The organism is Chelativorans sp. Marseille-P2723 (assembly GCF_902809845.1).
Lineage (GTDB): Bacteria > Pseudomonadota > Alphaproteobacteria > Rhizobiales > Rhizobiaceae > Chelativorans.
Map to the genome: position 1 here is coordinate 45,297 of NZ_CADDWI010000012.1, position 25,686 is coordinate 70,982.

Here is a 25,686-nt window from a genome sequence, read left to right on the forward strand (position 1 = left end):
TAAATGCCAGTCCCCGCTGGGGAGAACGGCTTAAAAAAAAATTACGGCTGGCTTCAGCCCGTGATCGGCCCTTTCATGGCTCGATCCGCCTAAGATAGGCCATTACGGTGACGTGGGAGGTGGCGGCGGTTAAGACGGCGATGAGCAGCACGATCAAGGCCACGCCCAGATAGCCTGAGAGGCCGATGGAGAACGTGCCAAAAAGGGCGGCAGCCTGGTCGCCCTCCGGTGTGGCGATGTTGCGTGAGGACCACCATGACACGATCACGAAAACAATGACGGCGACCAGCCCTCCCGCCACCGCGCCGCGTGCGCCAGCCAGAAGGAAATGCCTGCGGAATTGACGGGCAATGAAGATCGCTTCCGCACCCACGAAATGAAGAACTTCTATGACATGTCCGTTACCCGCCATCGCGCCTCGCGTGGCAAAGATGACGGTGAGCGCCGTAGCTGAAAGCATCAGAGCCAAGACTCCCATGCCGATCGTGACTGTGGTGCGGGACATGGCAACCAGCCTGTCTACCCATGTGCGATGGTCGTCGAGGATCGCATTCGGAACTGCTTGCCGGAGTTCTGCGCGCATGGCGGCAAAATCGGGTTTGTCTGCCGGATCAATGGTGACGATGATGAGGCGCGGCACCGGCAGTTCGTTGATATCCAGCCCGGGCCCGAGCCACGGCTCAAGAAGACGAGCGGTTGCCGTGTCGCTCACGATCGAAGCATCGCGCACGCCGTGATAGCTGGCGGCAATTCGCCTGGCGGTAGCCAGAGCTCCCCCCATATCCAGGCCCTCCGCCGGCTTGATCTGAATGGTCGCCTCGCGAGCAATCTGCGTCTGCCAGGTGGAAGCGGTATCACGTACCAACGTCACTGCACCGAGTGTGAGGCAGGACAGAAAGGTCATGATGGCAATGACAAGCACCATTGCCCGCCCCGCCACATTCTCCCTTGGCACGATTGCTGTCTGTCCATGGCGCAGAAGCGAGCGTTTCCATCTGGCGCCGATTGCAGTGCTGACGCGCTGTGCGAGACTCCTGGCGATCGCCCCGGCTCCGCTGGACGCCCTAGTCATAGATTTCGAGCCTTCCGCCGGAAAGAACCATGCGGCGCGCATCCACCTGGTCCATGAGGCCGATGTCGTGCGTCGCGATTAGCACGGCGGTTCCCATACGGTTAAGTTCAATCATGAGGTGCAGGAGCCGCCGCGCAAGTTGCGGGTCCACATTGCCGGTAGGCTCGTCCGCCAGCAGGATGCGTGGCTGCTCGACAAGCGCGCGTGCGATCGCGGCACGTTGCTTTTCTCCACCCGACAGGACCGGTGGCAGCACATGCATGCGGTCGCCCAGGCCAACCCATCGCAGAAGTTCCACCACGTCAGCGCGGTAGCTTGATTCTTCCTTTCCGCGCACGCGTAGAGGCAAAGCCACATTTTCATAGGTAGTCAGATGATCAAGCAGGCGGAAATCCTGGAAGACCACGCCGATGCGGCGGCGAAGATGCGGCAGTTCCTCGCGCGTGATCCGCGAGCGATCCTTGCCGAAGATAGTGATAAGGCCTCGCGTCGGCCGCAACGACATGAAAAGAAGCCGGAGCAGGGTCGTCTTGCCAGTTCCCGATGGCCCACTCAAGAACTGAAAAGACTTGTCAGGCAGGTGAAAGGAGACATCGCGAAGGACCTCCGGACCCATACCATATCTAAGACCTACATTCTCGAAGCGGATCACGTGGACAGACCTGCATTGACGAGGAACGGGGACCGCCGGCGGGAAAGGGGCGGTATCCCACCATTCATAATTTATGGTTAACGCATCGTGAAGATAGGTGGTGGGAAGCACCGGGTGCGAAGCATCGTTCATTCATATCCCTTATTGAGGAAGAGCGGAAGGATGATCCGGCGCTTGCGACAAAAGACGGTAGAGATCGAGCGCGATCATCGCTCCGTAAATCCCCGCCAACATCCGGAAATGGCGCGGTCTGGCTTGCGCCCTATTTTCTGGGGACAAGGCGCGGGCAGATTGCGGAGGAAAGCGTGTTGCACTTCTACAGCCGCTGAGCTGTCTCTATTAAAGGTGGTGTGAGATCGGTTCCCGGAAACGTTTGTGGGAGTAAGGACGGATGCCTGTCGTACGCGGCAAGATAATTGAGGTTCTTTACTCCTCATCGGCCATAGCCCGCCGTAACCTTGAACTGGCGAAGGATGTCGCAGGGCGCGACTATAACGATCTTCTTGTGGTTTCCGTCCTCAAGGGCTCGTTCATCTTCGCGGCTGACCTTATCCGCGCAATGCATGATGCGGGCATCTCTCCGGAAGTCGAGTTCATCATGATCTCAAGCTATGGCGGAGGCACGACCAGCGGCGAAATCCGCGTACTGCGCGACATTGAAAGCGACGTGAAGGGCCGCGATGTCCTTCTGATCGACGACATACTGGAATCGGGCAAGACGTTGAAATTTACCCGCGACCTGCTGCTTTCGCGTGGTGCGCGGTCAGTCTCGACAGCCGTCCTCCTCGACAAGCGCTCGCGTCGGCAGGCAGAGCTGGAAGCCGATTTCGTCGGTTTCGAATGCCCGGACTATTTTGTCGTCGGTTATGGGATGGATGTCGCTCACGCCTTCCGGGAACTACCGTTCGTGGGTGTGATCCGGGATGACGCCGAAGAGTGACGTGTTCAGCGAACCGTAAGATTTGCGCGCGACAATTGTGCCATGACCAAAGTGCTTATCGTTGAAGACGATTTTTCTGTCCGAACGTTCACTGCCCGCGCCCTTGCTGCGGCGGGGCATGAGGTGGAAACCGCCGAAGACGGGCTGGACGGGCTGAAGAAAATTCAGGAGGCGGACGGGGCCTTCGATCTCGTGCTGTCCGACATACGCATGCCAGCCATGGACGGCATCGAGATGGCGCGCGCAGCCGCCGCCAGCTTTCCGGGCCTGCGCCTTCTCCTCATGACCGGCTTTGCTGATCAGCGCGAACGCGCAGCGGAACTGGACGGCACCGTCAAGGGTGTAATCAACAAGCCCTTCACGCTTGCTGAAATCCGCGAACGTGTACATAGAGCCCTGGCCGCCTAGCACAGTTCAGGAAAATTCGAGTGTGGAAATTCGTCCACACCGACGTCTGACGCATAAAAAGGACGCTGATCGCGACGAGCTACGGGATTGCCCCGATATCGCCCGCCAGCGGGAGCGATGGCCCAAGAATCTGGACGGGACCAGGACCAACATGCAGCGCGGCGCGGCTGTGCCCCGCGCAGGCAGCGGATCAAAGCGAAGGTTGCCCTAAGTTCATACCGCACTACGGGAAAATCGAGGCGGCCAGGCTGAATTCGTCCCTTCAAGCGGCTCTGGACTCAACGATCCAACCTCGCCATGAGGAAGGGCGTCATTCCTCTTGCAGCGGACCGTTATCGCCGTGCGCAAGCAGAAGTCGCGAAATGTACCGTTCAGCACAAGATCGTGCAGGCAGAGAGCCTCGCGCTCCTGAAGGACGTGGCTAATCTTCGTCCGCCTTGAGCTCGACCGTGTAGTTGAGCGGCAGGCGCCCGCCATCAGCATAGATGGTCTGCCCGGTGAGATAGCTGGCGTCGTCAGAAGCCAGGAAGGCTGCGATGGAGGCAATCTCCCGGGGCTCACCGATCCGCCCCATTGGTGTGCGGGAAAGGATGCGGTTGCGCGCCTCAGGGTCGGCGTTCACGCTGGCCAGCATGTCCGTCATGATCGATCCCGGGCCGATGGCATTGACACGGATGCCGTAGGGAGCGAGCGAAAGAGCCATGACCTTGGTGAGCTGGTTCACCCCGCCCTTGGAGACGGAATAGGGAACCTGGTTGGCGATGGCGAACACTGCATTGACGGAGGACATGTTGATGATCGCTCCGGCAGGCCCGCCTTTTTGCACTTTCTCAACCAGGAAACGAGCTACCGCTTGGCCGACAAGAAAGGCGCCTTTCAGATTCACCTGAAGAACCCGGTCGAAGTCCTCTTCCTTGAGGTCAAGAAAATCCGCCGCGTGGACGATGCCGGCATTGTTCACAAGGACGTCGATATCGCCGAATGCGTCAATAGCCGACGCCATGAGATTATGCACGTCCAGGCTTTTTCCCACATCCGCCTTGACGAACAATACCTGCCCGAGCTTTTCGAGGTCCTTGACTGCACGCTCACCCTTCTGCGCATCGATATCGGCGATGACGACGCGCATTCCTTCCCGCAGGAAGCGCTCCGCTATGGCATAGCCAATACCTCCTGCCGCTCCCGTGACTATTGCCGTTTTTCCATTGAGTGCCATTGTCTCACCCCAACGCGACGGCGCGCACAAGCTGCCAAGCTCCCTGAGGTGTTGTTCGCCTGTTGCACCTGCAGTCTTTGACATCCCGCCGAAAATGCAGTCAAAGCGGCAGTTACGTCAACCGCCCTCCGGCTCTCCGCATGATCAAATGACCAAAATCCTGTCGCTCCTGATCGTGGCCATGATGGTCCTGCACATCATTCGGCCCCTCGGCCTGCCGGGCCTGAGAGAGCGAAGAGACTTCTGGAAGCTGGCTGTAGTCGCCCTGCTGGCGATTGCCCTTACCGCGGTTCTCAGCCACGGCAACTAAAAAAGCCCTCCCCGGGCGGGGAGGGCTTTTCCTGCATTATGCAGCAGCTTCGAGTTCTTGCTTCCAGTTTCCGCTGGCGGCCAGGCCGTTCATTTTTGCGCGGTGGGCAAAGGCGCGCTGAGCGGCGGCGACATTCTCGCTGCGGCCGCTCCATGCCTTCAGCGCGGCGGCCTGTAAGGCGCGTCCGTAAGAGAAAGTAAGCTTCCACGGAACGTCATGGGAAGCGTTCATGATGGAAAGGTGCGCAGTCGCTTCCTCATCGGACTGGCCTCCGGAGAGGAAGGCGATCCCTGGGACCGCAGCGGGCACCGTCGCCTTCAGGCAGCGCACGGTCTTCTCCGCCACTTCTTCGCGGGAAGCCTTGCGCGCATTTTTCCCGTCGATCACCATGTTTGGCTTCAGCACCATACCTTCAAGCATAACGCGGGCATCGTAGAGCTCGGCAAAGACAGTCTTCAGCACCCATTCCGTGACCTCATAACAGCGGTCGATGGAATGGTCGCCGGGCTGACCGTCCATCAGCACTTCAGGCTCGACGATCGGCACGATATTGGCTTCCTGGCAGAGGGCGGCGTAGCGCGCGAGCGCTTGTGCGTTCTGCTTAACTGCCGTCGAACTCGGGAGATTGTCGGAAATGGAGATCACGCCGCGCCACTTGGCAAAGCGCGCACCAAGCGAATGATATTCGGCAAGGCGCTCACGCAGCCCGTCGAGCCCTTCCGTGATCGTTTCGCCGGGAAAGCCTGCCAGCGGCTTGGCGCCCGCATCCACCTTGATGCCGGGAACGGCTCCCGAGCGCGCGATGATTTCTACGAGCGGCGTGCCGTCTTTTGCCTTCTGGCGGAGGGTCTCATCGAAAAGGATGACGCCCGAGATGTAGTTCCGCATTGCTTCCTCCGCGGAAAAAAGCATCTCGCGATAGTCCCGGCGGTTGCCCTCGCTCGACTCCACATTGATCGTGTCGAAGCGTTTCTTGATCGTGCCGCTGCTTTCGTCGGCCGCCAGAATGCCTTTGCCATCGGCCACCATACGGGCAGCGATGTCCTCCAGCCGTTCGCTCATTTGTTATGCCTCCTGTCGTGTACCAAAAACGTCGTTATCAGATGAAGCCTCAAAACGGAATGTCGTCCATAGCTCCTAATCGATTGAAACTAGGGAACTATTTGGAAAGGGCCGCCACCCCGGGGAGGGTCTTGCCTTCCATCCACTCCAGGAAGGCGCCGCCCGCGGTCGAAACGTAGGTAAAATCGTCCGTCACGCCCGCCTTGTTGAGTGCCGCCACCGTGTCGCCTCCACCGGCAACAGAGACCAGTGCGCCTTCGCGAGTGCGTGTGGCAGCATGGCGCGCTGCCGTAAGGGTGGCCGTATCGAAAGGCTCGATTTCAAAGGCACCCAGCGGGCCGTTCCACACGAGCGTTTTTGCCCTGTCGAGCCACTCCTGCACCTTTTCAGATGTCCTGGGGCCGACATCGAGGATCATCGAATCGGCAGGCACAGCATCGATTTGTACCGTTTCGCTCTCCGCCCCCGCCTCGAACTTGCGTGCAACAACGGCGTCCTCCGGCAAGATGATGGCGCACCCAGTACCTGCAGCCTCCATCATAATCTGCTTGGCGGTCTCGCCAAGGTCGTGCTCGCAAAGCGATTTCCCGACATCGGTGCCGCGCGCCGCCAGGAAGGTATTGGCCATGCCACCGCCGATCACGAGCGCGTCCACTTTCTTGACGAGGTTCAAGAGCAGGTCGATCTTGGTGGACACCTTTGCACCACCGACAATGGCAATCACGGGGCGCTGCGGACTGCCGAGCCCCTTTTCGAGTGCCTCCAGTTCAGCCTGCATAACACGACCGGCATAGGCAGGAAGCAGATGGGCGAGCCCCTCGGTCGAGGCATGCGCGCGATGGGCGGCGGAGAACGCGTCGTTGACGTAGATGTCGCCATTTTCGGCGAGAGCACGGGCAAATTCCCGATCGTTCCTTTCCTCACCCGGATGAAAGCGGGTGTTTTCAAGCAGCAGGATCGCCCCATTACCCATCTGCGCCACAGCGTCCTTGGCTTCCTGCCCGATGCAGTCAGCCGCAAAACTGACTGGGCGTCTGACAATCCTCTCCACCGCAGGAGCAATTGGCTTTAGTGATGCTTTCGGATCGCGCGTGCCCTTCGGCCTGCCGAAATGCGCTAGAAGGATCGCTTTCGCCCCGCGGTCGGTAAGCTCCTTCATGGTAGGAGCCACACGCTCAATGCGCGTCGTATCTGTCACCTCGCCATCCTGAACGGGCACGTTAAGATCAACGCGGACGAGCACGCGCTTGCCCGTGATATCCTCAAGATCGTCAAGAGTCCTGAAATCGGCCATCGGTCGCTCCTGGTTAGTGTTGGGGGGAAGATACAGCCAAGCATAAAGGAGACAAGGCCGCCCCCGGCTCTTTGCGGGCGTCGCGAAGTCTCCTGAAGGGGTTCGGTGCGGGAGAGTGTCACCACAGCGTAATACAAGAACAAAACGCCCGGCCGGAGCCGGGCGCATCGATTAGGAAGTCTTCTTGCGGCTCAGCCGATCGTCTTGCCAACCACGGCAGCCACATCGGCCATGCGGTTCGAGAAGCCCCATTCGTTGTCATACCAAGACATGACCCTTACCAGATCGCCGTCGATCACCTTGGTCTGCGGCAAGGCAAAGGTCGACGAGGCCGGATCGTGTGACAGATCAATCGACACTAGCGGCTCGTCAGTATAGGAAAGAATGCCCTTGAGCGGCCCCTCGGTGGCAGCGCTTACAAGGGCCTGATTAACTTCCTCGACCGTGACCGGGCGCTTTGCCACGAACTTGAAGTCGATGACCGACACATTGGGTACCGGTACGCGGATCGATACGCCGTCCAGCTTACCCTGGAGTTCCGGTAGCACGAGGCCAACGGCACGGGCGGCGCCTGTTGAGGTGGGGATCATGGATACCCCTGCTGCGCGGGAGCGGTAAAGGTCCTTGTGCATGGTGTCGAGCGTCGGCTGGTCACCCGTGTAGGCATGTACCGTTGTCATGAAGCCCTTCTCGATGCCAAAGGCATCGTGCAGGACCTTCGCTACCGGAGCGAGGCAGTTGGTGGTGCAGGAGGCATTCGAGATGACGACATGATCCCGGCTGATCTTCTCATGGTTCACCCCGTAGACCACGGTCAGGTCCGCGCCTTCCGAAGGGGCGGAAACAAGCACGCGCTTGGCTCCTGCCTCCAGATGGGCGGACGCCTTCTCCTTGGAGGTGAAGATGCCGGTGCATTCCATCACGATGTCGACGCCAAGATCCTTCCACGGAAGCTTGGATGGGTCGCGCTCCATCAGCACCTTGAAGGACTTCTCGCCGATGCGGATCGAGTCGCCTTCTACCTTCACCTCAGCGGGGAACCTACCATGCACGCTGTCGTAACGCAGCAGATGCGCATTGGATTCGACCGGGCCCAAGTCGTTGACAGCGACGATGTCAATGTCCCTGCGGCCGGATTCATAGATGGCGCGGACGATGTTGCGCCCTATGCGCCCAAATCCGTTAATGGCTACTTTGATGGTCATACGCTACCTCCGGCAAGCTGATGCCGCGCAAGGCGGCAGGGGATGATTACCGTTCCAAAGGAGGCAGCACGAATAGCTTGCGCCTCCAAAAGAATATTCATATTCGCCGCGTCGCGCGGTTGGACAAGCGCTGCCGCTTGCCCACACAACGCTAGCGTGCAGCATTCAAGCGTGCCTCTGCGGCCTTCACTGCCGCTTCCGCTGTAATGCCAAAGTGGCGATAGAGTTCTGGCGCTGGCGCGCTCGCTCCAAAGCCTGTCATGCCAATGAAGATTCCGTCCACGCCGATGAAGCGGTCCCAACCCTGACGCACTCCGGCCTCGATGGCGATACGGACCGGCGCAGAGCCTATGACCCCTTTCTGATAGTCCTTCTCTTGCTGCTCGAAAAGTTCGAAACAGGGCACCGAGACGACACGTGTGGCGTGTCCGAGATCCTCAAGGAGCTGGCGCGCTTCCACAGCTATTTCGACTTCCGACCCACTGGCGAAAATTGTCACTTTCGCCTCGTCGCTTGCCGGCAGAAGTTCATAGGCACCGCGCGCGCACAAATTCTCCTCGTCGAATTCCTGGCGCACGGGCTGTAACTTCTGGCGCGTCAAGGCCAGTGTGGAAGGGCTCTTTCTGGACTCCAGCGCGATCTGCCAGCATTCCGCCGTCTCGACCGCATCGGCTGGGCGCAGTACGAGATGATTCGGGATTGCACGCAGCGCCGCCAGATGTTCCACGGGCTGGTGTGTGGGGCCGTCCTCGCCAAGCCCGATGGAATCATGGGTCATCACGAAGATGGATCGGATGCCCATAAGCGAGGCGAGCCGCATGGCCGGCCGCGCATAATCGGAGAAGGTGAGGAAGGTGCCCCCATAGGGGATGAATCCGCCATGCAGCGCAATGCCATTCATCGCTGCCGCCATGGCGTGCTCGCGGATGCCGTAATGGATATAGCGCCCGGAAAAATCCGTCTGCGTGACGGAGGCAGTCTGGCTGGTCTTGGTGTTGTTGGAGCCGGTCAGGTCTGCTGAACCGCCGATCGTTTCCGTCACGCAATCATTGATGACTTCGAGCGCCATTTCTGATGCGTTGCGCGTCGCAACGGCGGGTTTCTCCTTGGCTAGCCTCCGCTTGTAGTCGATGATGACTTCCGGCAGAGTTTCCGGCAGGTCACCGCGAATGCGGCGCTCGAACTCGGCGCGCGTCTCTGCATCCGTGGCGGCCAGCCGTTGATCCCAGGCTACGCGCTCCTTCGCCGAGCGCAGCCCGGCAAGCCGCCAGTCGTCGAGAATGTCGGACGGGATGGAGAAGGGCGGCGCGTCCCAACGGAGCGCTTCGCGCGTCTTGGCGATCTCATCCCCCCCCAACGGCGACCCGTGAACCTTGTTAGTGCCGGCCAATGTGGGAGCACCCCGTCCAATGGTCGTGCGGAATGCGATCAGCGTCGGCCGCTCCGACTGGCGCGCCGCTTCAATGGCCGAGGCAATAGCCTCCGGGTCGTGCCCGTCGGCCCGCAGCGTGTTCCAGCCGGAAGCGGCGAAGCGCGCGCACTGGTCGGTGGAATCGGCAAGGGAGACAGGCCCGTCGATGGAGATCTGGTTGTCATCGAACAGGACGATCAGCTTGTTGAGCTTCAGGTGTCCGGCAAGCGTGAGCGCCTCTTGGCTGATGCCTTCCATCAGGCAACCGTCACCCACCAGCGCATAGGTATAATGGTTCACGAGATCGTCGCCGAAGCGGGCATTGAGCATGCGCTCGGCAAGCGCCATGCCCACCGCATTGGCAAACCCCTGGCCCAGCGGGCCCGTTGTCGTCTCGATGCCTGCGGCATAGCCGTACTCAGGGTGACCTGCGGTACGTGAGCCGAGCTGGCGGAAATTCTTGATTTCCTCAATGGTGATGTCCTCGTATCCCAGCAGATAGAGCAAGGAGTAGAGCAGCATCGAGCCGTGGCCGGCCGACAGCACAAAGCGGTCCCGGTCGGGCCAGTGCGGGTTCTGGGGATCATGCGTTAGGAAACGCGTGAACAGCACTGTTGCAATGTCGGCTGCGCCCATTGGCAGGCCGGGATGTCCTGACCTCGCCTTTTCGACGGCGTCCATGGAAAGGAAACGGATCGCATTGGCCATCCGGTTATGTTTTTCACGTGAAGTCATGTCTGCTCGCTGATCAGCCTTTGCAGGTGCCTGGCAGCTCGCACCCGGTAAGAGCAGGCGACACATATCAGGTGCGCCGTCCGAGTCAATAAACGGTAAAGGAAGGGGAAGGTTCGCTCTCCTGCAGCGGCGGTTCGCCGCAAAAGATGTCGATTTGCGCACCAATTCGGGGGATTGCCCGGTCCGATGTTGACGCAGCCTTCACCCGGCGCGTAATCTTTCTCTGATAAAATCTTCTGATTACGGGCAATTCGCAGGCGGGTTGCTATGGGTTGCAATGAGCGGTGAGACCACACTTAGGGAAGTCCTCGCTCGCCTCGGCCGGGCTATCGAAGGCCTTGAAGCCTCTGCGGAAGCCCACCTGGAGCGTCGCCGTGAGTTTGCCGAGGCCGAGGCTGAGGTGCAGCGTATGGGCGCGGACCGTGCCCGTCTCGCCCAGGAAGTTGACAAGGCGGAAGCACGCGCCGAACGGCTTGCCGAGGTGAACCGCGAAGTCTCACGGAGATTGGTGACGGCGATGGAAACGATCCGCGCCGTCCTCGACCGGTAGTGGATGTAAGCATGGCGCAGATAACGGTCTCAATCGACGGGAAAGCCTATCGTATGGCCTGCGACGAGGGGCAGGAAGAACATCTGATGGATCTGGCTCACCGCTTCGACCGCTATGTCGGTCATCTTAAGGAAGCGTTCGGTGAGATCGGAGACCAGCGAATCACCGTCATGGCCGGCATCATGGTTCTCGATGAACTGTCGGAACTGCAGAAACGGGTTCAGGGTCTGGAAGCTGAGATTGCCACCCTTCGCAAAACGCGCGATGAGGCTCTTGCAAGGGCAGACAAGAACGATGCAACGCTGACCGGGGCGCTGGGGCAGCTTGCCTTACGCATCGAGGCCGTTTCGGCCAAGCTCGCCAGTTCCTGATCCAGCGTGCAAGCGAGTAGATAATCATGACGAGGCGTAACGCCCCGGCGCATCTGGAAAGGCCGGTCAGACTTGGCGTTATCGGCGCCGCGCATGGGACGCGCGGCGAGTTACGTGTGAAATGCTTCACCGATGACCCGATGGCCCTCGGCGCCTATGGGCCCCTGCACACGGCTGATGGCCGGTCGCTTACCGTGGCCGCCATCCGGGCTGCAAAGGGTGTTGCCATCGTCAGCTTCGCCGGCATTGACGATCGGAACAAGGCAGAAAACCTTAGGGGTGAGGCGCTTTTTGTCGATCGTTCGGTCTTGCCGGAGGATCTGGAGGAAGAGGAATATTATTACGCCGATCTCGTCGGTCTCGCCGTCGTTGACCAAGAGGGCGAGGAGGTAGGGAGCATCGTCTCTGTCCACAATTTCGGTGCCGGAGACATCCTGGAGATAAGGCCGGGAAGCGGCGCGACCGTGATGATACCCTTCACGCAGGACGCAGTTCCGCGAATCGACCTTGCGCAAAAAAGAATCCTCATTGATAGAACCGCTGCCGGCCTTGCGGGGGCGGAGGAAGCTCCGCCAGCCGAGGCAGAAGCCACGATGAAAAAGCGCAAGCGATGACCTTCCAAGCCACCGTGCTCACGCTCTACCCGGAAATGTTTCCCGGGCAGCTCGGTATTTCGCTTGCGGGCCGCGCGCTGGCGGAAGGTGCTTGGTCGCTGGAAGCCGTCCAGATCCGCGATTTCGCGACCGACAAGCACCGCAGCGTGGATGACACGCCCGCTGGGGGCGGGGCCGGCATGGTGATGCGACCAGATGTGCTGGCGCGCGCCATCGACCACGCGGCGCAGGAGGGCGATCAGCGGCCCAGAATTTTCATGAGCCCGCGCGGCAGGCCGCTTACGCAGGCACGGGTGCGCAAACTTGCTGCAGGTCCCGGCGTCATTATTCTGTGTGGCCGGTTCGAAGGCGTCGATCAACGCGTAATCGAAGGAAGGTCGCTGGAGGAAATATCGGTGGGTGACTACATCCTTTCCGGTGGCGAACCTGCCGCGCTCGTGCTTCTCGACGCGGTGGTGCGGCTTCTTCCCGGCGTGATGGGAAACGAATCTTCGGGCATTGAGGAAAGTTTTGAGGACGGGCTTCTGGAGCATCCGCATTACACGCGTCCGCAGGTTTTCGAGGGCCGCGAAATTCCCCAGGTGCTACTATCCGGCGATCACCGCAAAATTGCCGAGTGGCGCCGGGAGCAAGCCGAAAGGCTGACGCGTGAAAGGCGCCCGGACCTGTGGGAAGCTTTTGAAGCGGGGGAAAAGAAGTGAAGATGCTGCTGCGGATCGAAAACGCCGCCCTGCTCTTGGTGATGCTTACCCTCTATCAGCTTAGCGGGGCCAGTTGGTGGATCTTTCTTCTGCTGATCCTTGCTCCCGATCTTTCCATGCTCGGCTATCTTCGCGGTCCGCGCCTGGGTGCATGGTGCTATAACGCGCTACATAGCTGGATCGCCCCTGTTCTTGTCTTTCTTGCGGGACTGGTAGCAAATTCACCTCTCGCCATGCAGATTGCCATCATAATGGGCGCCCACATAGCAGCCGATCGCATGCTTGGTTACGGCCTGAAGCACGAGAGGGGATTTCGGCATACGCATCTCGGCTCCATAGGCGGCTGAAGGAGGAGTATTGCCCGCCGAGCGTCATAGACACCTTCGCGTTTTTCGACAGCTTTGTGAACGATGGTACCGCTATCCTGGGGTCCTGTATTTCAACCTTCGCCCGGCATGGTACCTGCTGGTCGAGGAGTTGTAGATCGATCGGGCCAAATGCATCATCAAGAAATTGGACGGATACATTCGCAGCCGGTCCCCTCCGACAGCTCTGACTTAGAATTCACACAAGCGCTGGCTGATAGTGACGGCGCCTACGGTTGATTCCCGTTGCGAAGTCGTGTATGTCGCCAGCCCGTAGCTGCCATGGAAGGTCCATGGCTGAAACCAGCTAAAGAACGTGAATTCGCTCATGCGGCTCTCCTAGGGGACGCATCCTCCAGGCGGTGTAAACTGCCGGCGGGATGAGCGCTCTGACGGTTCGAGAAGAACAAGAGGAACGTACGATGGACCTTATCCGTCAGCTCGAGGCCGAGCAGGCCGCCAAGATCGAGGCCAAGCGCACCCTTCCCGAATTCTCGCCAGGCGATACTGTACGGGTCCTTGTGCGCGTTACCGAAGGCAGCCGCACACGCGTGCAGGTCTACGAAGGCGTTTGCATTGCGCGATCCGGCGCCGGCATCAACGAGAATTTCACGGTTCGCAAGATTTCCTATGGCGAGGGAGTGGAGCGCGTTTTCCCGGTCTATTCGCCACTCGTAGAGGGTGTCGAGGTGGTGCGCCGTGGCAAGGTGCGCCGCGCCAAGCTCTATTACCTGCGCGACCGGCGCGGCAAGTCCGCCCGCATCAGCGAGAATACCGGCGCCCGCGCCCGCAAGCTGAACGATGCGGAGCGCCAGGCGGTGGCCGACGAACGTGCGCGCGTCGAGGCAGAGAAGGTGGCTGCGGCAGAAGCCCTTGCCGCCGAGAAGGCTGCCGAAGAAGCCGCGGCAAGCCAGGAGGCTCCTGCGGTGGCGGAGGCCAAGAGCGAATAGCTGTTCTGTCTGGGATTACCGAAAGGGCGCCGCAAGGGCGCCCTTCATATCTGGCCGCCAGCGGTGCGGCGGCAGGCTCGTCAGCGCGCAAGCCCTCCCGGACCGGCTCGAACTTTCAGAGCGCACCATCTACCGCGGATATTGCCGTCCTGCCCATCCAAAGCGGTGCCGATCGATGAAGGGGCGGCGTCGGGCTATCTGATGCGCGAAGGGGTTCGAACCGCCCTTCAGGTTCACCCGTGACTAGATCGTAGCGCTGATGGAAGATGCCGGAATGGCGCGTGCCTTCGGCGGCGCTGCCACGGCAACGCATAGCTCGCAGCCTGTAGCCCCTCGGTTCTTCACCGGATGCTAACTTAGGCAGCCCAGAGTGGTGGCGACGGCGGGCCTCCTGATGACCGAAGAATTTCTTGTTTCCGCAAAACCAGACCTGCAGCGCGCACGCGCCCAGTGGCTTGCATCGCTTAGCTTGGAGCGGCGCCTTGCTCGCCTGACACTGGAAGCCTATGAGCGCGACACGCGGCAGTTCCTCAAGTTTCTTACTGGCCATTGCGGCGGAGCGCCGGGCATTTCCGACATTGCAGAGCTGAGACCAGCAGACTTGCGCGCTTTTCTCGCATTTCGCCGTTCAGAAGGAGTTGGCGCGCGCACATTGGGCCGGAGTTTAGCGGGCATACGCTCATTCCTGCGGCATCTTGAAAGACGGGGGCTCATCAATGCGGCAGGGGCAGCGGCGCTGCGCGCACCCCGTGCGCCCAAGGGGCTGCCGAAGCCGCTCACGGCTGCCGAAGCCGCTCACAGCCGCGGACGCCCGGCGCGTGGCATCAAACCAGCAGCAACTCGCCGAAGAACCATGGGTGGCTGCCCGAAACGCAGCTGTCCTGGCGCTGCTTTATGGCTCCGGCCTTCGCATCGGTGAGGCGCTCGGGCTTACCGGCGCAGAACTTTCCAACCTTGCAGGTGGAACGCTTCGCATTACCGGCAAGGGGGGAAAGACGCGCGTGGTGCCTGTGCTTCCTGTCGTCGCGCAGGCCGTGGCGGAGTACCGACGGCTCTGCCCTTACGATCTGAGTAGAGAAAAGCCGCTCTTTCGCGGCGTACGCGGCGGTGCGCTCCAACCGGCGATCATCCAGCGCGAGATGAAGAAGATGCGCTCCGCGCTCAACCTGCCGGAGACGGCTACACCCCATGCGCTGCGGCACTCTTTCGCCACACACCTGCTAAACCGCGGAGGAGATTTGCGCGTCATACAGGAACTTCTGGGCCATGCGAGCCTTTCCACCACACAGATTTATACAGCCGTCGACACGACGCGCCTTATGGAAATATATGAGAAGGCGCATCCGCGCGCCTGAAAAGAACAAGCCAGCGAAGAGCGAATGCTACGGACCTTATCCCTAAGATGCTTGACAGGGTTTCTTGCTGCATTTCTTGCCGCGTCGAGCCTCCTGCATCTGCCTGCCCGGGCGCAGGAGAAGAACTGCGAGGCAACCAATCTTTTGGCAGAAGCGGAGGCGGAAAGGCCCCATTTAGTGCGCCAGCTCAGACAGGAAGCCGCTGGCATCCCGAACGGGAAAGGGCTTCTATGGCGCATTACAAAGGGATCGGCCCCAACTTCATTTCTTTTCGGCACCATGCACCTTTCTGACACGCGTGTGTTGGACATACCGACCTCCGCGCGTGAAGCCTTCAAGGAGGCGCGCGTGGTGGTGATCGAGACAACAGATGTGCTCGATCGCAAGCGGATAATGGCCTCCATAGCGGAGAACCCGGATCTTACGATGTTCCCCGCCGAGGAAGATATTACGGACCACCTGGCACCGGATGAGCAAGAACTGCTCGCCGCGGCGCTGGCAGAGCGGGGCATGTCGCTGGGGAGCGCGGCAAGGATGAAGCCCTGGATATTGATGTCGCTGCTTTCCCTGTCACAGTGCGAGATCAGCCGGCAGAACAAAGGGAGCGTTGTACTCGACGTGAAGCTTGCCCAGGACGCGCAGGCCAGCGGAAAGCATCTTGAGGGCCTGGAAAGCTTCGCCGAGCAGCTTACCGCCCTTTCCTCGCTTCCAATGAAGCTTCATGTTCAGGGTCTCGTAGCTTCTCTGCGCCTTGGAAGCCGCGTGGATGACATGGTGGAAACGCTAACCGCCATCTACCTTGCAGGTGAGACCGGTCTATTCATGCCCGCAACGATGGGATTGCTCGACCATGGCGAGGAGGCTGCCCAGTCCTACGTCGCCTTCGAGGAAGCGGTGATCAATTCCCGAAACCGTGTGATGGCAGAGCGAGCGCAGCCTCTTCTGGAAGAAGGAGGAGCTTTCCTTGCAATCGGCACCATGCATCTGCCTGGCGAGCAGGGTTTGATCGAGCTTCTTCGCGAAGCCGGCTACAGCGTTGAACGGATTGACTAGCAACGCCAGCGGTGAACTGAGCCGCGACCGGGCTGACGGAACTCTCCAATCCTTCACGAGTTAAGTACTCGATGAAATAAGGAGAATTTTCGATGGCAGACTATGATCGCAATCCCGGCACGCCGCGAAGCGCGCGCGCGCCGGGTGATAATCCGGCGGATCCCGCGAGCGTCCCGCCTTCGGCAAACCAGACCGTGGTCCGCTCCGGCGGCACAAATATGGCCGTCGTGGTGGCCTTGGCGGCAGCGGTGCTGGTCATATTGTTCCTGGTGTTTGGCGGCTTCTTCGGCGCTGACGAGACGGCGATGGCACCTGAGGGTGGGGATACGCTGGTGGTGCCGGAAGGTGATGACACGACGATTGTACCTGCGCCAGGCGGCACGGATGCGCCTGCCGATTCAGCGCCGGCAGATGGTGGTGCGGCTGGTACGGCGCCTGCCGGCGGTGGCACGACGGACAGTGCGCCTGCAGGCGAAAGCGCACCTGATGCTGGAACGGAAGCTCCCGCAGCTACACCGTGACGGTAACGCTCTAGAGCAAATCCAGGAAGGACACCCGGTTCCGGTCGGAATTGCACTAGAGCGAGTCAGATTGGATCTGAATTGCAGGGAATTCCGGTTTATCGTGCTTTGTAGTTGAGATGCTGGCTGTGCGGTGGCCAGCATGGGAACGGCGGACCGCCGCGTGTCGTCGGCCTTGATCTGGGGCGCCTTCCCAAAAGGCTCCAGGCTTAAGTCATTTAGCGTCGCATGCGATGCTGAATGATCTGACTGCAAACCATCCCCGCCAAGGCTGGGGATGGTTTGCCTATCTACGAGTGAATTGGCTTGAAGAAAGCTGCGAGCGCGGCCTCTTTCACCGCTTCCGACATTGTCGGATGAGCGTGGCAAGTGCGGGCAAGATCCTCTGCGGACCCTCCGAACTCCATAAGCACTGCTGCCTCATGGATCATCTCACCGGCACCGAAGCCGTGGATATGCACGCCAAGGACGCGATCGGTCGTCTTGTCGGCCAATATCTTTACAAGGCCGTCCGTCTGCAACATCGAGCGGGCGCGCCCATTGGCGCTGAAGGGAAACTTGCCGACCCTGTACTCGACGCCGGCTTTCTTCAGTTCTTCCTCCGTCTTTCCGACGGAAGCCACTTCCGGGCTGGTATAGACGACGGAGGGAATAACGTCATAGTTCACATGTCCGGCCTGTCCGGCGATGATCTCGGCCACGGCCACGCCCTCATCCTCGGCCTTATGTGCAAGCATGGGTCCGGCGATGACATCGCCGATGGCGTAGACACCCTCCACATTGGTGCGCAGATGCCCGTCCGTTTTTATGCGGCCGCGATCATCAAGCTCCACGCCGGCTTCCTCAAGGCCGAGGCCCTCGGTGTAGGGCTTCCTGCCCGTAGCAACCAGGACCACGTCAGCCTCAATCGTCTCCGCGTCGCCACCCTTGGCCGGCTCGAAGGTGACAGCAGCTCCCTTCTTCGTTTTCGCGACATTGGTGACCCGGGCGCCAAGCTTGAACTCGAAGCCTTGCCTCGCGAGCAGGCGCTGGAACTGCTTGGAAATTTCGCCGTCCATCCCGCCCAGGATCGAATCCAGATACTCGACCACGGTAACCTTGGCGCCGAGCCGCGACCATACCGAACCGAGCTCCAGCCCGATCACACCGCCGCCCACCACGACAAGACGCTCCGGCACCTTTTCCAAATCCAGAGCGCCGGTGGAGGAAACGATCACCTTCTCGTCAAAGGCGACCTCGACGCCCGGAATGCCCGCAATATCCGAGCCCGTGGCAATAACGACATTCTTTGCTGCGACGGTCTGTTCCTTTCCGTCGTCGGCGGTCACGATCACCTTGCCTGCCCCGGCCAGCCTGCCTATACCGCGGAAGACATCGATCTTGTTCTTCTTGAACAAGAAATCCAGACCCTTGACGTTCTGCTCGACTGTCTTGGTCTTGTGGGCCAGCATCTTCTTTAGATCGACCTTCGGCGTGCCGACCTCGATGCCGAGATCGGCGAAGGAACTGCCCGCTTCCGCAAACATCTCGGTGGCATGCAGAAGCGCCTTGGAGGGAATGCAGCCGACATTCACGCAGGTGCCGCCATGGTTCGGCAGCTTTTCCACCACGGCCGTCTTCAGGCCGAGTTGCGAAGCCTTGATGGCGCAGACATAGCCACCCGGGCCGGTCCCGATCACGACAAGATCATAGGCGTCGGACATAGGTTCCCTCACTTCATCCTTTGTTCAGCGGTGGGGCGAGTGATTACAGGTCCAGCACCAGACGCTCGGGATCCTCCAGCACTTCCTTGACGCGGACGAGGAAGGTTACGGCCTCCTTGCCGTCAACGATGCGGTGGTCGTAGGAAAGCGCCAGGTACATCATCGGGCGGATAACGATCTGGCCTCCCAGCACCATCGGGCGTTCCTGTATCTTGTGCATGCCCAGTATGCCGGATTGCGGCGCATTGAGGATCGGCGTCGACATCAGCGAGCCATAGACACCGCCATTAGAGATGGTGAAGGTGCCGCCCTGCATATCGGCCATGGAGAGCTTGCCATCGCGGGCAGCAGCACCCAGCCGCCCGATCTCTCTTTCAATCTCGGCAATGCTCATCCGGTCCGCATCGCGCACGACAGGAACAACAAGGCCGCGATCCGTGCCTACCGCCACACCGATATGGCAGTAATTCTTGTAGATGATATCCGTACCGTCGATCTCCGCATTGACCGCCGGAATCTCCTTCAGCGCGTGGCAGACCGCCTTGGTGAAGAAGCCCATGAAGCCAAGCTTCACACCGTGCTTCTTCTCAAAGAGATCCTTGTATTTCTTGCGAAGATCCATCACCGCTGTCATGTCCACCTCGTTGAAGGTGGTAAGCATGGCCGCCGCGTTCTGCGCATCCTTGAGGCGGCGGGCGATCGTCTGGCGCAGACGCGTCATCTTCACCCGCTCCTCACGAATCCCGTCCTCGGCCGGAACCGGCGGGCGGGCCACCTTCGGCATCTCGGCGGGCTCGCTCGGCGCACCGCGTTCGCGCCGCCCGATGGCGTCCAGCACGTCGCCCTTGAGGATCTGTCCGTCCTTGCCCGAGCCGGAGACCTCGGAAGGCTTTATTCCCTGCTCCTGCATCAGTTTGGCGGCAGATGGTGCAGGCGGACGGTCGCGCTCCTGAATTTCCGGCTCGCCGCTGATTTCTGCCGTCTTCCGCTCCGCTTCGCGAGTTGTAGAGGCACCGNCGGGCCACCTTCGGCATCTCGGCGGGCTCGCTCGGCGCACCGCGTTCGCGCCGCCCGATGGCGTCCAGCACGTCGCCCTTGAGGATCTGTCCGTCCTTGCCCGAGCCGGAGACCTCGGAAGGCTTTATTCCCTGCTCCTGCATCAGTTTGGCGGCAGATGGTGCAGGCGGACGGTCGCGCTCCTGAATTTCCGGCTCGCCGCTGATTTCTGCCGTCTTCCGCTCCGCTTCGCGAGTTGTAGAGGCACCGGCACCCTGCACTGCCTGCGCAACGGCGTCGGACTTGGCCGTTTCACCGCCTGCCGCGCCTTCCTCGATCCGGGCCAGCAGCGCGCCGACCTTCACCTCGTCGCCGCTTTCGACGAGAAGCTCACGGATGACGCCGGAGACAGGGGATGGAACTTCCTGGGCCGCCTTGTCCGTTTCCAGTTCCAGGATAGGCTCGTCGGCCTTCACGGCATCGCCAAGCTTCTTATAGATTTCACCGACCTGAGCCTCGGTGACCGACTCGCCTGCGGAGGGCACGATAACATCCACCAGCCTGCCCTGCCCAACACCGGCAGACGCGGCCTTCGGCTGTTCTGCCGGCTTTTCCGCCTGAGCACCGCTCTCCCCGATCGCGCCAAGCAGCGCGCCGACTTCGACCGTCTCTCCTTCCTTCGCGGTAATCTCGGAAAGCGTTCCTGAGGCAGGCGCGGGAACCTCAACGGTCACCTTGTCTGTTTCAAGCTCGACAATCGGCTCGTCGGCGGCAATCGTGTCGCCCACCTTCTTGTACCAGCGGCCGATAGTGGCCTCCGTAATGGATTCGCCCAAGGTGGGAACGCGGATTTCGGTAGCCATTGGTCTTGTTCCGTGTGTTCGATCGTTGACTAGCCGCCCAGTGCGTCTTCAAGGAAGGCATCGAGCTGTTCCAGGTGCTTTGACATCAGGCCCGTTGCCGGCGAGGCTGCCGCCGGACGCCCGGTATAGCGCACGCGCTGATGCTTGGCGTCAATGTGCTGCAGCACCCATTCCAGATACGGGTCGATAAAGGACCAGGCTCCCATGTTCTTGGGCTCCTCCTGACACCAGACCATCTCGGCGTTGCGGAAACGCGAAAGCTCGGTGATTAGCGCCTTGGCTGGGAAGGGGTAAAGCTGCTCGATGCGCAGCAGATAGATGTCGTCGATGCCGCGCTTTTCGCGCTCCTCGTAAAGATCATAATAGACCTTTCCAGAGCACATGATGACACGGCGGATCTTCGAATCCTTGACGAGCTTGATCTGCTGGCCCTTCAGATACTCCGCATCGTCCCACAGCAGGCGGTGGAAGGAGCTTTCACCTGACATTTCGGCCAGCGTCGACACCGCCCGCCTGTGGCGGAGGAGAGATTTGGGCGTCATCAGGATGAGCGGCTTGCGGAAGTCGCGCTTTAGCTGCCGGCGCAGGATGTGGAAGTAATTGGCGGGCGTAGTACAGTTTGCAACCTGCATGTTGTCCTCGGCGCAAAGCTGCAGGAAGCGCTCGAGCCTTGCGGAGGAATGTTCCGGCCCCTGCCCTTCATATCCGTGAGGCAACAGGCAGACGAGACCCGACATGCGCAGCCACTTGCGCTCTCCGGAGGAGATGAACTGGTCGAACACGACCTGCGCGCCATTAGCAAAATCGCCGAACTGCGCCTCCCAAAGGGTCAGCGCCCGCGGCTCGGCAAGCGAGTAGCCATATTCAAAGCCAAGCACGGCCTCCTCAGAGAGCATCGAGTTGATGACCTCGTAGAAGGACTGCTGCGGCCCCAGATTATTGAGCGGGATATAGCGGCTCTCGTCGCGCTGGTCGTAGAGCACCGAATGACGCTGCGAGAAGGTGCCGCGCTCAGAGTCCTGGCCGGAAAGCCGAACGGGGCTGCCTTCGAGCAAGATGGAACCGAAAGCCAGAGCTTCTGCCGTCGCCCAGTCGATGCCATCGCCCGTTTCGATCATCTTGCGGCGGTTGTCGAGGAACCGGCGAATCGTGCGGTGGACCTCGAAACCCTCTGGCACCTCCGTGAGCTTCTTGCCGATCTCCTTCAACGTCTTTACCGGAACGGCGGTCTTGCCGCGGCGCTGCTCGTCCTCATTGTCAGCCTTCCTCAGGCCCGTCCAGGCGCCATCCAACCAGTCCGCCTTGTTCGGCTTGTAGGAGTGGCCGGCCTCGAACTCATCCTCAAGGCGCGCGCGCCATTCGGCACGCATCTCATCGATCTCCCCCTGAGTGACCAGACCTTCATCAATGAGCTTCTTCGAATAGATCTGGACACTCGTCGGATGCGAGCGGATCTTGTTGTACATGATCGGCTGGGTGAACGCCGGCTCGTCACCCTCGTTATGGCCGAACCGCCGATAGCAGAACATGTCGATGACGACCGGCTTGTGGAACTGCATCCTGAACTCGGTCGCCACCTTGGCGGCATAGACTACCGCTTCCGGATCGTCGCCATTCACGTGGAAGATCGGCGCCTCAATCATCTTTGCCACGTCGGAAGGATAGGGTGAGGAACGGGAAAAGCGTGGATTGGTCGTAAAGCCGATCTGGTTATTGATGATGAAGTGGACGGTGCCGCCCACGCGATGACCCCGCAGACCGGAAAGCCCCAGCGACTCGGCAACGACGCCCTGCCCGGCGAACGCAGCGTCGCCGTGGATAAGCAAGGGCATCACCTTGGCCCGTTCCTCAAGCGGCACGATCTCCTCGCGCTTCCGGCCGTAAATCTGGTCCTGCTTGGCGCGGGCCTTGCCCATGACAACAGGATTGACGATCTCCAGATGAGACGGGTTTGCCGTCAGGGAGAGGTGCACGCTGTTGCCGTCGAACTCGCGGTCGGAGGAGGCCCCAAGATGATATTTGACGTCTCCCGAACCCTCCACATCGTCGGGCGCGAAGGAGCCGCCCTTAAACTCGTGGAAAATAGCGCGGTGCGGCTTGCCCATGACTTGGCTAAGTACGTTGAGGCGGCCGCGATGGGCCATGCCCAGGACGATCTCCTTCAGTCCCAGCTGCCCTCCCCGCTTGATGATCTGCTCAAGCGCCGGGATGAGAGACTCCCCGCCATCAAGGCCAAAGCGCTTCGTACCCTTGTACTTGACGTCGAGAAACTGCTCAAAGCCCTCCGCTTCTACAAGCTTTTGCAGGATAGCCTTCTTGCCGTTGGGGGTGAAAGCGACACCCTTGTCAGGTCCTTCAATCCGCTCCTGAATCCAGGCTTTCTCTTCCGGGTTCGAGATGTGCATGAACTCCACGCCGAGCGTAGAGCAATAAGTACGGCGAAGGATCGCCAGCATCTCACGGATGGTGGCGGTTTCCAGTCCCAGCACATTGTCGATGAAGATTGGCCGATCATAGTCGGCTTCCGTGAAGCCATACGCTTCCGGCGAAAGCTCGTTATAGTCTTCTTGCGGCTTCGCAAGCCCAAGAGGGTCAAGATTGGCATGAAGATGCCCGCGCATACGGTAAGCGCGGATCATCATGATCGCGCGCACCGAATCGCGCGTGGCGCGGTGAAGCTCCGCCGCGCTGACGGCAACGCCGCCCTCTGCCGCCCTGGACCTGACCTTATTCCCGAAATGGACTTCAGCCGCTCTCCAGTCGCCGTCGAACGCCGAGACAAGCTCGCAAGAGGGCGAGATGGGCCAATTTTCCTTCTGCCACGAAGCGCCACGGGCGTTCTTCTTCACATCGGCGGCGTTGTCCTTCAGACTGGCGAAGAATGTGCGCCAATCCTCGCTTACCGAACTCGGATCGCTTTCATAGTCGGCATAAAGGTCCTCAATATAGGCAGCGTTACCGCCATAGAGGAAAGACGTGATGGAGAATTCTTCGTTGGCCTGATCTCGCCGCGCCATCATCCTTAACCGGCTTTTCAGCCGGTCTCCGTTTCGGGGTGAATCGTGAATGGTAAGTGTCAGTCAAAAATGCCGGTCACTTACGTCGTCCCATTCATTGCCAGGAACCATTCACTATAGAAGGTGTACAATTTGCTACCCCTTGATGGCCTCGACCAGCGTCTTGCCCAGACGGGCCGGAGAGGGCGAGACCTTGATACCAGCCCGCTCCATCGCCTCGATCTTGTCCTCGGCGCCACCCTTGCCGCCGGAGATGACGGCGCCAGCGTGCCCCATCGTGCGGCCCTTGGGCGCAGTGCGACCGGCAATGAACCCGGCCATGGGCTTTTTGCGGCCGCGCTTTGCCTCATCCATGATGAACTGTGCAGCTTCCTCCTCGGCGGAGCCGCCGATCTCGCCAATCATGACAATCGATTCTGTCTTGTCATCGGCAAGGAACATTTCGAGGATGTCAATGAATTCAGTTCCCTTCACGGGATCGCCGCCGATTCCCACCGCAGTAGACTGCCCCAGTCCTTCATTCGTCGTCTGGAACACTGCTTCATAGGTAAGTGTGCCGGAGCGGGAAACAACTCCCACAGATCCCTTCTTGAAGATGTTGCCCGGCATAATGCCGATCTTGCATTCTTCCGGCGTCAGGACACCGGGGCAATTCGGGCCGATAAGACGAGACTTCGACTTGTCGAGCTTGGCCTTCACATGGACCATGTCCATCACCGGAATGCCTTCTGTGATGCAGACGATCAGCGGAATCTCCGCCTCGATCGCCTCAATGATGGCTGCGGCCGCGCCTGCAGGAGGCACATAAATCACGGAGGCATTTGCCCCGGTCATCTCTTTGCCTTCGGCAACCGAAGCAAAGATCGGCAGCTCCATTGAATCTGAATCGAGGTTGCTGCGCCACGTCTCACCCCCCTTCTTGGGGTGTATGCCGCCCACCATCTTGGTGCCGTAATAGGCAAGCGCCTGCTCGGTGTGGAAAGTACCGGTCTTGCCGGTGAGGCCCTGGACAAGAACCTTCGTGTTTCTGTCGACGAGAATGGACATTCTTTCTCCTACGCCGCTTCGGGTCGGTCGGGATCGCTCCGTCTGGCGCTGCAATGACAATGCAGGCCAAAGAACATGATCCTATTGCACCGCCGCAACGATCTTCTTGGCCGCATCGTCGAGATCGTCGGCCGGAATGACATTGAGGCCGCTTTCGGCAATGATCTTCTTGCCGAGATCGACATTGGTGCCTTCCAGCCGCACAACCAGCGGCACTTCCAGCCCCACTTCTCTTACCGCTGCAATCACACCTTCCGCGATGATGTCACAACGCATGATGCCGCCGAAGATGTTGACCAGAATACCCTTCACATTCGGGTCAGCCGTGATGATCTTGAAAGCGGCCGTCACCTTTTCCTTGCTGGCTCCGCCGCCGACATCGAGGAAGTTAGCGGGCTCGGCACCATATAGCTTGATGATATCCATGGTCGCCATGGCAAGGCCGGCGCCGTTCACCATGCAGCCGATATTGCCATCGAGCGCCACATAGGCGAGGTCATATTTGGATGCTTCGATCTCCTTCTCGTCCTCCTCGGAGGTGTCGCGCAGGGCGAGAATGTCGTCGTGACGGAAAAGAGCATTGCTGTCGAATGAGACCTTTGCGTCAAGCACGCGCAGGCGGCCGTTCTCCATCACGATGAGCGGATTGATCTCCAGAAGGCTCATGTCCTTTTCGGTAAAGGCCTTGTAAAGGATGGGGAATAGCTTTTCTCCGTCTGCTGCCGCCTCTCCTTCGAGCTTGAGCGCCCCGTTGAGTTGCTTCAGGTCGTCAGCAGTGACGCCCTTTTCAGGATCGATGGGAAGGGTGAGGATCTTCTCCGGTGTCTCCTCGGCTACCGCCTCGATATCCATGCCACCCTCGGTGGAGACCACGAAGGCCGGCCGGCCAACGGCGCGGTCGACCAGGATGGAAAGATAAAGCTCACGGGCAATGTCGGCACCATCCTCAATGTAGAGGCGGTTCACTTGCTTGCCTTCCGGACCGGTCTGATTGGTGACCAGCGTGTTGCCCAGCATCTCCCTTGCATGCGCGACGACTTCCTCGGCGCTCTTGGCGAGCCGCACACCGCCCTTGGCGTCAGGCCCCAGCTCCTGGAACCTGCCCTTGCCGCGCCCCCCGGCATGGATCTGGCTTTTCACGACGAAAAGCGGTCCAGGCAGCTTGCGAGCAGCAGCCTCCGCCTCATCGGCCGAGAAGATGACAACGCCCTCGGCTACGGGCGCACCGTAGTCTTTCAGGAGCTGTTTGGCCTGGTATTCATGAATGTTCATGCG

The 25,686-nt window shown here is 60.2% G+C and carries 23 protein-coding genes and 3 pseudogenes; 12 read left to right on the plus strand and 14 right to left on the minus strand.

Going from position 1 to position 25,686, the window contains the following annotated elements; translation table 11 throughout:
* Nucleotides 1–73: 73 nt before the first annotated feature.
* Together HUS57_RS10210 and ftsE are read right to left on the minus strand one after the other, a co-directional pair.
* Complete coding sequence (locus HUS57_RS10210; protein WP_173933369.1) at nucleotides 74–1,072, minus strand: ABC transporter permease; 999 nt, start codon at nucleotides 1,070–1,072, stop codon at nucleotides 74–76.
* Complete coding sequence (ftsE, locus tag HUS57_RS10215) at nucleotides 1,065–1,724, minus strand: cell division ATP-binding protein FtsE (protein WP_173933757.1); 660 nt, start codon at nucleotides 1,722–1,724, stop codon at nucleotides 1,065–1,067. Before ftsE ends, HUS57_RS10210 begins: the two co-directional genes overlap by 8 nt.
* A gap of 391 nt (nucleotides 1,725–2,115) precedes the next feature.
* Between ftsE and hpt the strand changes: the two genes are divergently transcribed.
* Nucleotides 2,116–2,664: a hypoxanthine phosphoribosyltransferase gene (hpt, locus tag HUS57_RS10220; RefSeq protein WP_173933371.1), complete on the plus strand. Its 549-nt coding sequence runs from the start codon at nucleotides 2,116–2,118 to the stop codon at nucleotides 2,662–2,664.
* A gap of 42 nt (nucleotides 2,665–2,706) precedes the next feature.
* The gene (locus HUS57_RS10225; RefSeq protein WP_173933373.1) at nucleotides 2,707–3,072 is read left to right on the plus strand and encodes a response regulator; all 366 of its coding nucleotides are present in this window, start codon (nucleotides 2,707–2,709) and stop codon (nucleotides 3,070–3,072) included.
* Nucleotides 3,073–3,493: 421 nt separating this feature from the next.
* Here HUS57_RS10225 and HUS57_RS10230 read toward each other — a convergent pair whose 3' ends face one another.
* Nucleotides 3,494–4,288 (minus strand): SDR family oxidoreductase, encoded by a 795-nt coding sequence (locus HUS57_RS10230; protein ID WP_173933375.1) that lies wholly within the window; start codon nucleotides 4,286–4,288, stop codon nucleotides 3,494–3,496.
* Between the two features lie 148 nt (nucleotides 4,289–4,436).
* Here HUS57_RS10230 and HUS57_RS10235 point away from each other — a divergent pair, with 148 nt between their 5' ends.
* Nucleotides 4,437–4,598 (plus strand): hypothetical protein, encoded by a 162-nt coding sequence (locus HUS57_RS10235; RefSeq protein WP_173933377.1) that lies wholly within the window; start codon nucleotides 4,437–4,439, stop codon nucleotides 4,596–4,598.
* A gap of 36 nt (nucleotides 4,599–4,634) precedes the next feature.
* On the opposite strand, the gene HUS57_RS10240 is transcribed toward HUS57_RS10235, so the two are convergent.
* From HUS57_RS10240 to tkt, 4 genes are all read right to left on the minus strand, one after another.
* Nucleotides 4,635–5,660 carry a class I fructose-bisphosphate aldolase gene (locus tag HUS57_RS10240; RefSeq protein ID WP_173933379.1) on the minus strand — a complete coding sequence of 342 codons (1,026 nt, stop codon included), beginning with the start codon at nucleotides 5,658–5,660 and terminating at the stop codon, nucleotides 4,635–4,637.
* 97 nt (nucleotides 5,661–5,757) lie between these two features.
* Nucleotides 5,758–6,954, minus strand: a complete 1,197-nt coding sequence (locus HUS57_RS10245) for a phosphoglycerate kinase (RefSeq protein ID WP_173933381.1) — start codon at nucleotides 6,952–6,954, stop codon at nucleotides 5,758–5,760.
* Nucleotides 6,955–7,145: 191 nt separating this feature from the next.
* Complete coding sequence (gene gap, locus HUS57_RS10250; RefSeq protein ID WP_173933383.1) at nucleotides 7,146–8,159, minus strand: type I glyceraldehyde-3-phosphate dehydrogenase; 1,014 nt, start codon at nucleotides 8,157–8,159, stop codon at nucleotides 7,146–7,148.
* A 151-nt stretch (nucleotides 8,160–8,310) separates the two neighbouring features.
* Nucleotides 8,311–10,305: a transketolase gene (tkt, locus tag HUS57_RS10255; protein ID WP_173933385.1), complete on the minus strand. Its 1,995-nt coding sequence runs from the start codon at nucleotides 10,303–10,305 to the stop codon at nucleotides 8,311–8,313.
* A 277-nt stretch (nucleotides 10,306–10,582) separates the two neighbouring features.
* Between tkt and HUS57_RS10260 the strand changes: the two genes are divergently transcribed.
* From HUS57_RS10260 to HUS57_RS10280, 5 genes are read left to right on the plus strand one after another with little or no spacing between them, the layout of a single operon-like run.
* Entirely contained in the window at nucleotides 10,583–10,855 is a 273-nt protein-coding gene (locus HUS57_RS10260) for a DUF4164 domain-containing protein (protein WP_173933387.1), read from the plus strand.
* A gap of 11 nt (nucleotides 10,856–10,866) precedes the next feature.
* Complete coding sequence (locus HUS57_RS10265) at nucleotides 10,867–11,226, plus strand: cell division protein ZapA (RefSeq protein ID WP_173933389.1); 360 nt, start codon at nucleotides 10,867–10,869, stop codon at nucleotides 11,224–11,226.
* 26 nt (nucleotides 11,227–11,252) lie between these two features.
* On the plus strand, nucleotides 11,253–11,840 hold the full coding sequence (gene rimM / locus HUS57_RS10270) for a ribosome maturation factor RimM (RefSeq protein ID WP_173933391.1): 588 nt from the start codon (nucleotides 11,253–11,255) through the stop codon (nucleotides 11,838–11,840).
* A complete protein-coding gene (gene trmD / locus HUS57_RS10275) occupies nucleotides 11,837–12,541 on the plus strand; it encodes a tRNA (guanosine(37)-N1)-methyltransferase TrmD (RefSeq protein ID WP_173933393.1) in 705 nt (234 codons plus the stop codon). The genes rimM and trmD overlap by 4 nt, the downstream gene beginning before the upstream one ends.
* Before the next feature lie 2 nt (nucleotides 12,542–12,543).
* A complete protein-coding gene (locus HUS57_RS10280) occupies nucleotides 12,544–12,888 on the plus strand; it encodes a DUF4260 domain-containing protein (protein ID WP_173933759.1) in 345 nt (114 codons plus the stop codon).
* Between the two features lie 210 nt (nucleotides 12,889–13,098).
* Here HUS57_RS10280 and HUS57_RS10285 read toward each other — a convergent pair whose 3' ends face one another.
* A complete protein-coding gene (locus HUS57_RS10285; protein ID WP_173933395.1) occupies nucleotides 13,099–13,236 on the minus strand; it encodes a hypothetical protein in 138 nt (45 codons plus the stop codon).
* A gap of 92 nt (nucleotides 13,237–13,328) precedes the next feature.
* Between HUS57_RS10285 and rplS the strand changes: the two genes are divergently transcribed.
* The 4 genes and pseudogenes from rplS (at nucleotide 13,329) to HUS57_RS10305 (ending at nucleotide 16,785) form a co-directional block, all read left to right on the plus strand.
* A complete protein-coding gene (rplS, locus tag HUS57_RS10290; RefSeq protein ID WP_246727832.1) occupies nucleotides 13,329–13,856 on the plus strand; it encodes a 50S ribosomal protein L19 in 528 nt (175 codons plus the stop codon).
* Nucleotides 13,857–14,250: 394 nt separating this feature from the next.
* Nucleotides 14,251–15,211: pseudogene (locus HUS57_RS18105) on the plus strand (tyrosine recombinase XerC).
* 51 nt (nucleotides 15,212–15,262) lie between these two features.
* A complete protein-coding gene (locus HUS57_RS10300) occupies nucleotides 15,263–16,264 on the plus strand; it encodes a TraB/GumN family protein (RefSeq protein WP_173933397.1) in 1,002 nt (333 codons plus the stop codon).
* A 92-nt stretch (nucleotides 16,265–16,356) separates the two neighbouring features.
* Nucleotides 16,357–16,785: a hypothetical protein gene (locus HUS57_RS10305; RefSeq protein ID WP_173933313.1), complete on the plus strand. Its 429-nt coding sequence runs from the start codon at nucleotides 16,357–16,359 to the stop codon at nucleotides 16,783–16,785.
* A gap of 290 nt (nucleotides 16,786–17,075) precedes the next feature.
* On the opposite strand, the gene lpdA is transcribed toward HUS57_RS10305, so the two are convergent.
* From lpdA to sucC, 6 genes and pseudogenes are all read right to left on the minus strand, one after another.
* Nucleotides 17,076–18,488, minus strand: a complete 1,413-nt coding sequence (lpdA, locus tag HUS57_RS10310) for a dihydrolipoyl dehydrogenase (RefSeq protein WP_173933400.1) — start codon at nucleotides 18,486–18,488, stop codon at nucleotides 17,076–17,078.
* Nucleotides 18,489–18,531: 43 nt separating this feature from the next.
* Nucleotides 18,532–19,440 (minus strand): annotated as a pseudogene (gene odhB / locus HUS57_RS10315) (2-oxoglutarate dehydrogenase complex dihydrolipoyllysine-residue succinyltransferase); the annotation flags it as partial.
* Between the two features lie 175 nt (nucleotides 19,441–19,615).
* Nucleotides 19,616–20,347, minus strand: a pseudogene (locus HUS57_RS10320) (biotin/lipoyl-containing protein); the annotation flags it as partial.
* Nucleotides 20,348–20,376: 29 nt separating this feature from the next.
* Nucleotides 20,377–23,364 carry a 2-oxoglutarate dehydrogenase E1 component gene (locus tag HUS57_RS10325; RefSeq protein ID WP_173933762.1) on the minus strand — a complete coding sequence of 996 codons (2,988 nt, stop codon included), beginning with the start codon at nucleotides 23,362–23,364 and terminating at the stop codon, nucleotides 20,377–20,379.
* A gap of 135 nt (nucleotides 23,365–23,499) precedes the next feature.
* A complete protein-coding gene (sucD, locus tag HUS57_RS10330; protein ID WP_173933402.1) occupies nucleotides 23,500–24,411 on the minus strand; it encodes a succinate--CoA ligase subunit alpha in 912 nt (303 codons plus the stop codon).
* Nucleotides 24,412–24,492: 81 nt separating this feature from the next.
* Nucleotides 24,493–25,683, minus strand: coding sequence for an ADP-forming succinate--CoA ligase subunit beta (gene sucC, locus HUS57_RS10335; RefSeq protein ID WP_173933404.1), 1,191 nt, complete (start codon nucleotides 25,681–25,683; stop codon nucleotides 24,493–24,495).
* Nucleotides 25,684–25,686 lie beyond the last annotated feature (3 nt).

What these genes read in the sequence shown, in the direction of transcription:
- HUS57_RS10225 (WP_173933373.1), top strand. Translation starts at nt 2,707, where the DNA reads ATGACCAAAGTGCTTATCGTTGAAGACGATTTTTCTGTCCGAACGTTC.
- HUS57_RS10240 (WP_173933379.1), bottom strand. Translation starts at nt 5,660, where the DNA reads ATGAGCGAACGGCTGGAGGACATCGCTGCCCGTATGGTGGCCGATGGC.
- sucC (WP_173933404.1), bottom strand. Translation starts at nt 25,683, where the DNA reads ATGAACATTCATGAATACCAGGCCAAACAGCTCCTGAAAGACTACGGT.
- lpdA (WP_173933400.1), bottom strand. Translation starts at nt 18,488, where the DNA reads ATGTCCGACGCCTATGATCTTGTCGTGATCGGGACCGGCCCGGGTGGC.
- HUS57_RS10210 (WP_173933369.1), bottom strand. Translation starts at nt 1,072, where the DNA reads ATGACTAGGGCGTCCAGCGGAGCCGGGGCGATCGCCAGGAGTCTCGCA.
- HUS57_RS10280 (WP_173933759.1), top strand. Translation starts at nt 12,544, where the DNA reads ATGCTGCTGCGGATCGAAAACGCCGCCCTGCTCTTGGTGATGCTTACC.
- sucD (WP_173933402.1), bottom strand. Translation starts at nt 24,411, where the DNA reads ATGTCCATTCTCGTCGACAGAAACACGAAGGTTCTTGTCCAGGGCCTC.
- tkt (WP_173933385.1), bottom strand. Translation starts at nt 10,305, where the DNA reads ATGACTTCACGTGAAAAACATAACCGGATGGCCAATGCGATCCGTTTC.
- rplS (WP_246727832.1), top strand. Translation starts at nt 13,329, where the DNA reads ATGGACCTTATCCGTCAGCTCGAGGCCGAGCAGGCCGCCAAGATCGAG.
- HUS57_RS10325 (WP_173933762.1), bottom strand. Translation starts at nt 23,364, where the DNA reads ATGGCGCGGCGAGATCAGGCCAACGAAGAATTCTCCATCACGTCTTTC.
- rimM (WP_173933391.1), top strand. Translation starts at nt 11,253, where the DNA reads ATGACGAGGCGTAACGCCCCGGCGCATCTGGAAAGGCCGGTCAGACTT.
- hpt (WP_173933371.1), top strand. Translation starts at nt 2,116, where the DNA reads ATGCCTGTCGTACGCGGCAAGATAATTGAGGTTCTTTACTCCTCATCG.
- HUS57_RS10235 (WP_173933377.1), top strand. Translation starts at nt 4,437, where the DNA reads ATGACCAAAATCCTGTCGCTCCTGATCGTGGCCATGATGGTCCTGCAC.
- HUS57_RS10230 (WP_173933375.1), bottom strand. Translation starts at nt 4,288, where the DNA reads ATGGCACTCAATGGAAAAACGGCAATAGTCACGGGAGCGGCAGGAGGT.
- HUS57_RS10260 (WP_173933387.1), top strand. Translation starts at nt 10,583, where the DNA reads ATGAGCGGTGAGACCACACTTAGGGAAGTCCTCGCTCGCCTCGGCCGG.
- trmD (WP_173933393.1), top strand. Translation starts at nt 11,837, where the DNA reads ATGACCTTCCAAGCCACCGTGCTCACGCTCTACCCGGAAATGTTTCCC.
- HUS57_RS10285 (WP_173933395.1), bottom strand. Translation starts at nt 13,236, where the DNA reads ATGAGCGAATTCACGTTCTTTAGCTGGTTTCAGCCATGGACCTTCCAT.
- HUS57_RS10305 (WP_173933313.1), top strand. Translation starts at nt 16,357, where the DNA reads ATGGCAGACTATGATCGCAATCCCGGCACGCCGCGAAGCGCGCGCGCG.
- HUS57_RS10265 (WP_173933389.1), top strand. Translation starts at nt 10,867, where the DNA reads ATGGCGCAGATAACGGTCTCAATCGACGGGAAAGCCTATCGTATGGCC.
- gap (WP_173933383.1), bottom strand. Translation starts at nt 8,159, where the DNA reads ATGACCATCAAAGTAGCCATTAACGGATTTGGGCGCATAGGGCGCAAC.
- HUS57_RS10245 (WP_173933381.1), bottom strand. Translation starts at nt 6,954, where the DNA reads ATGGCCGATTTCAGGACTCTTGACGATCTTGAGGATATCACGGGCAAG.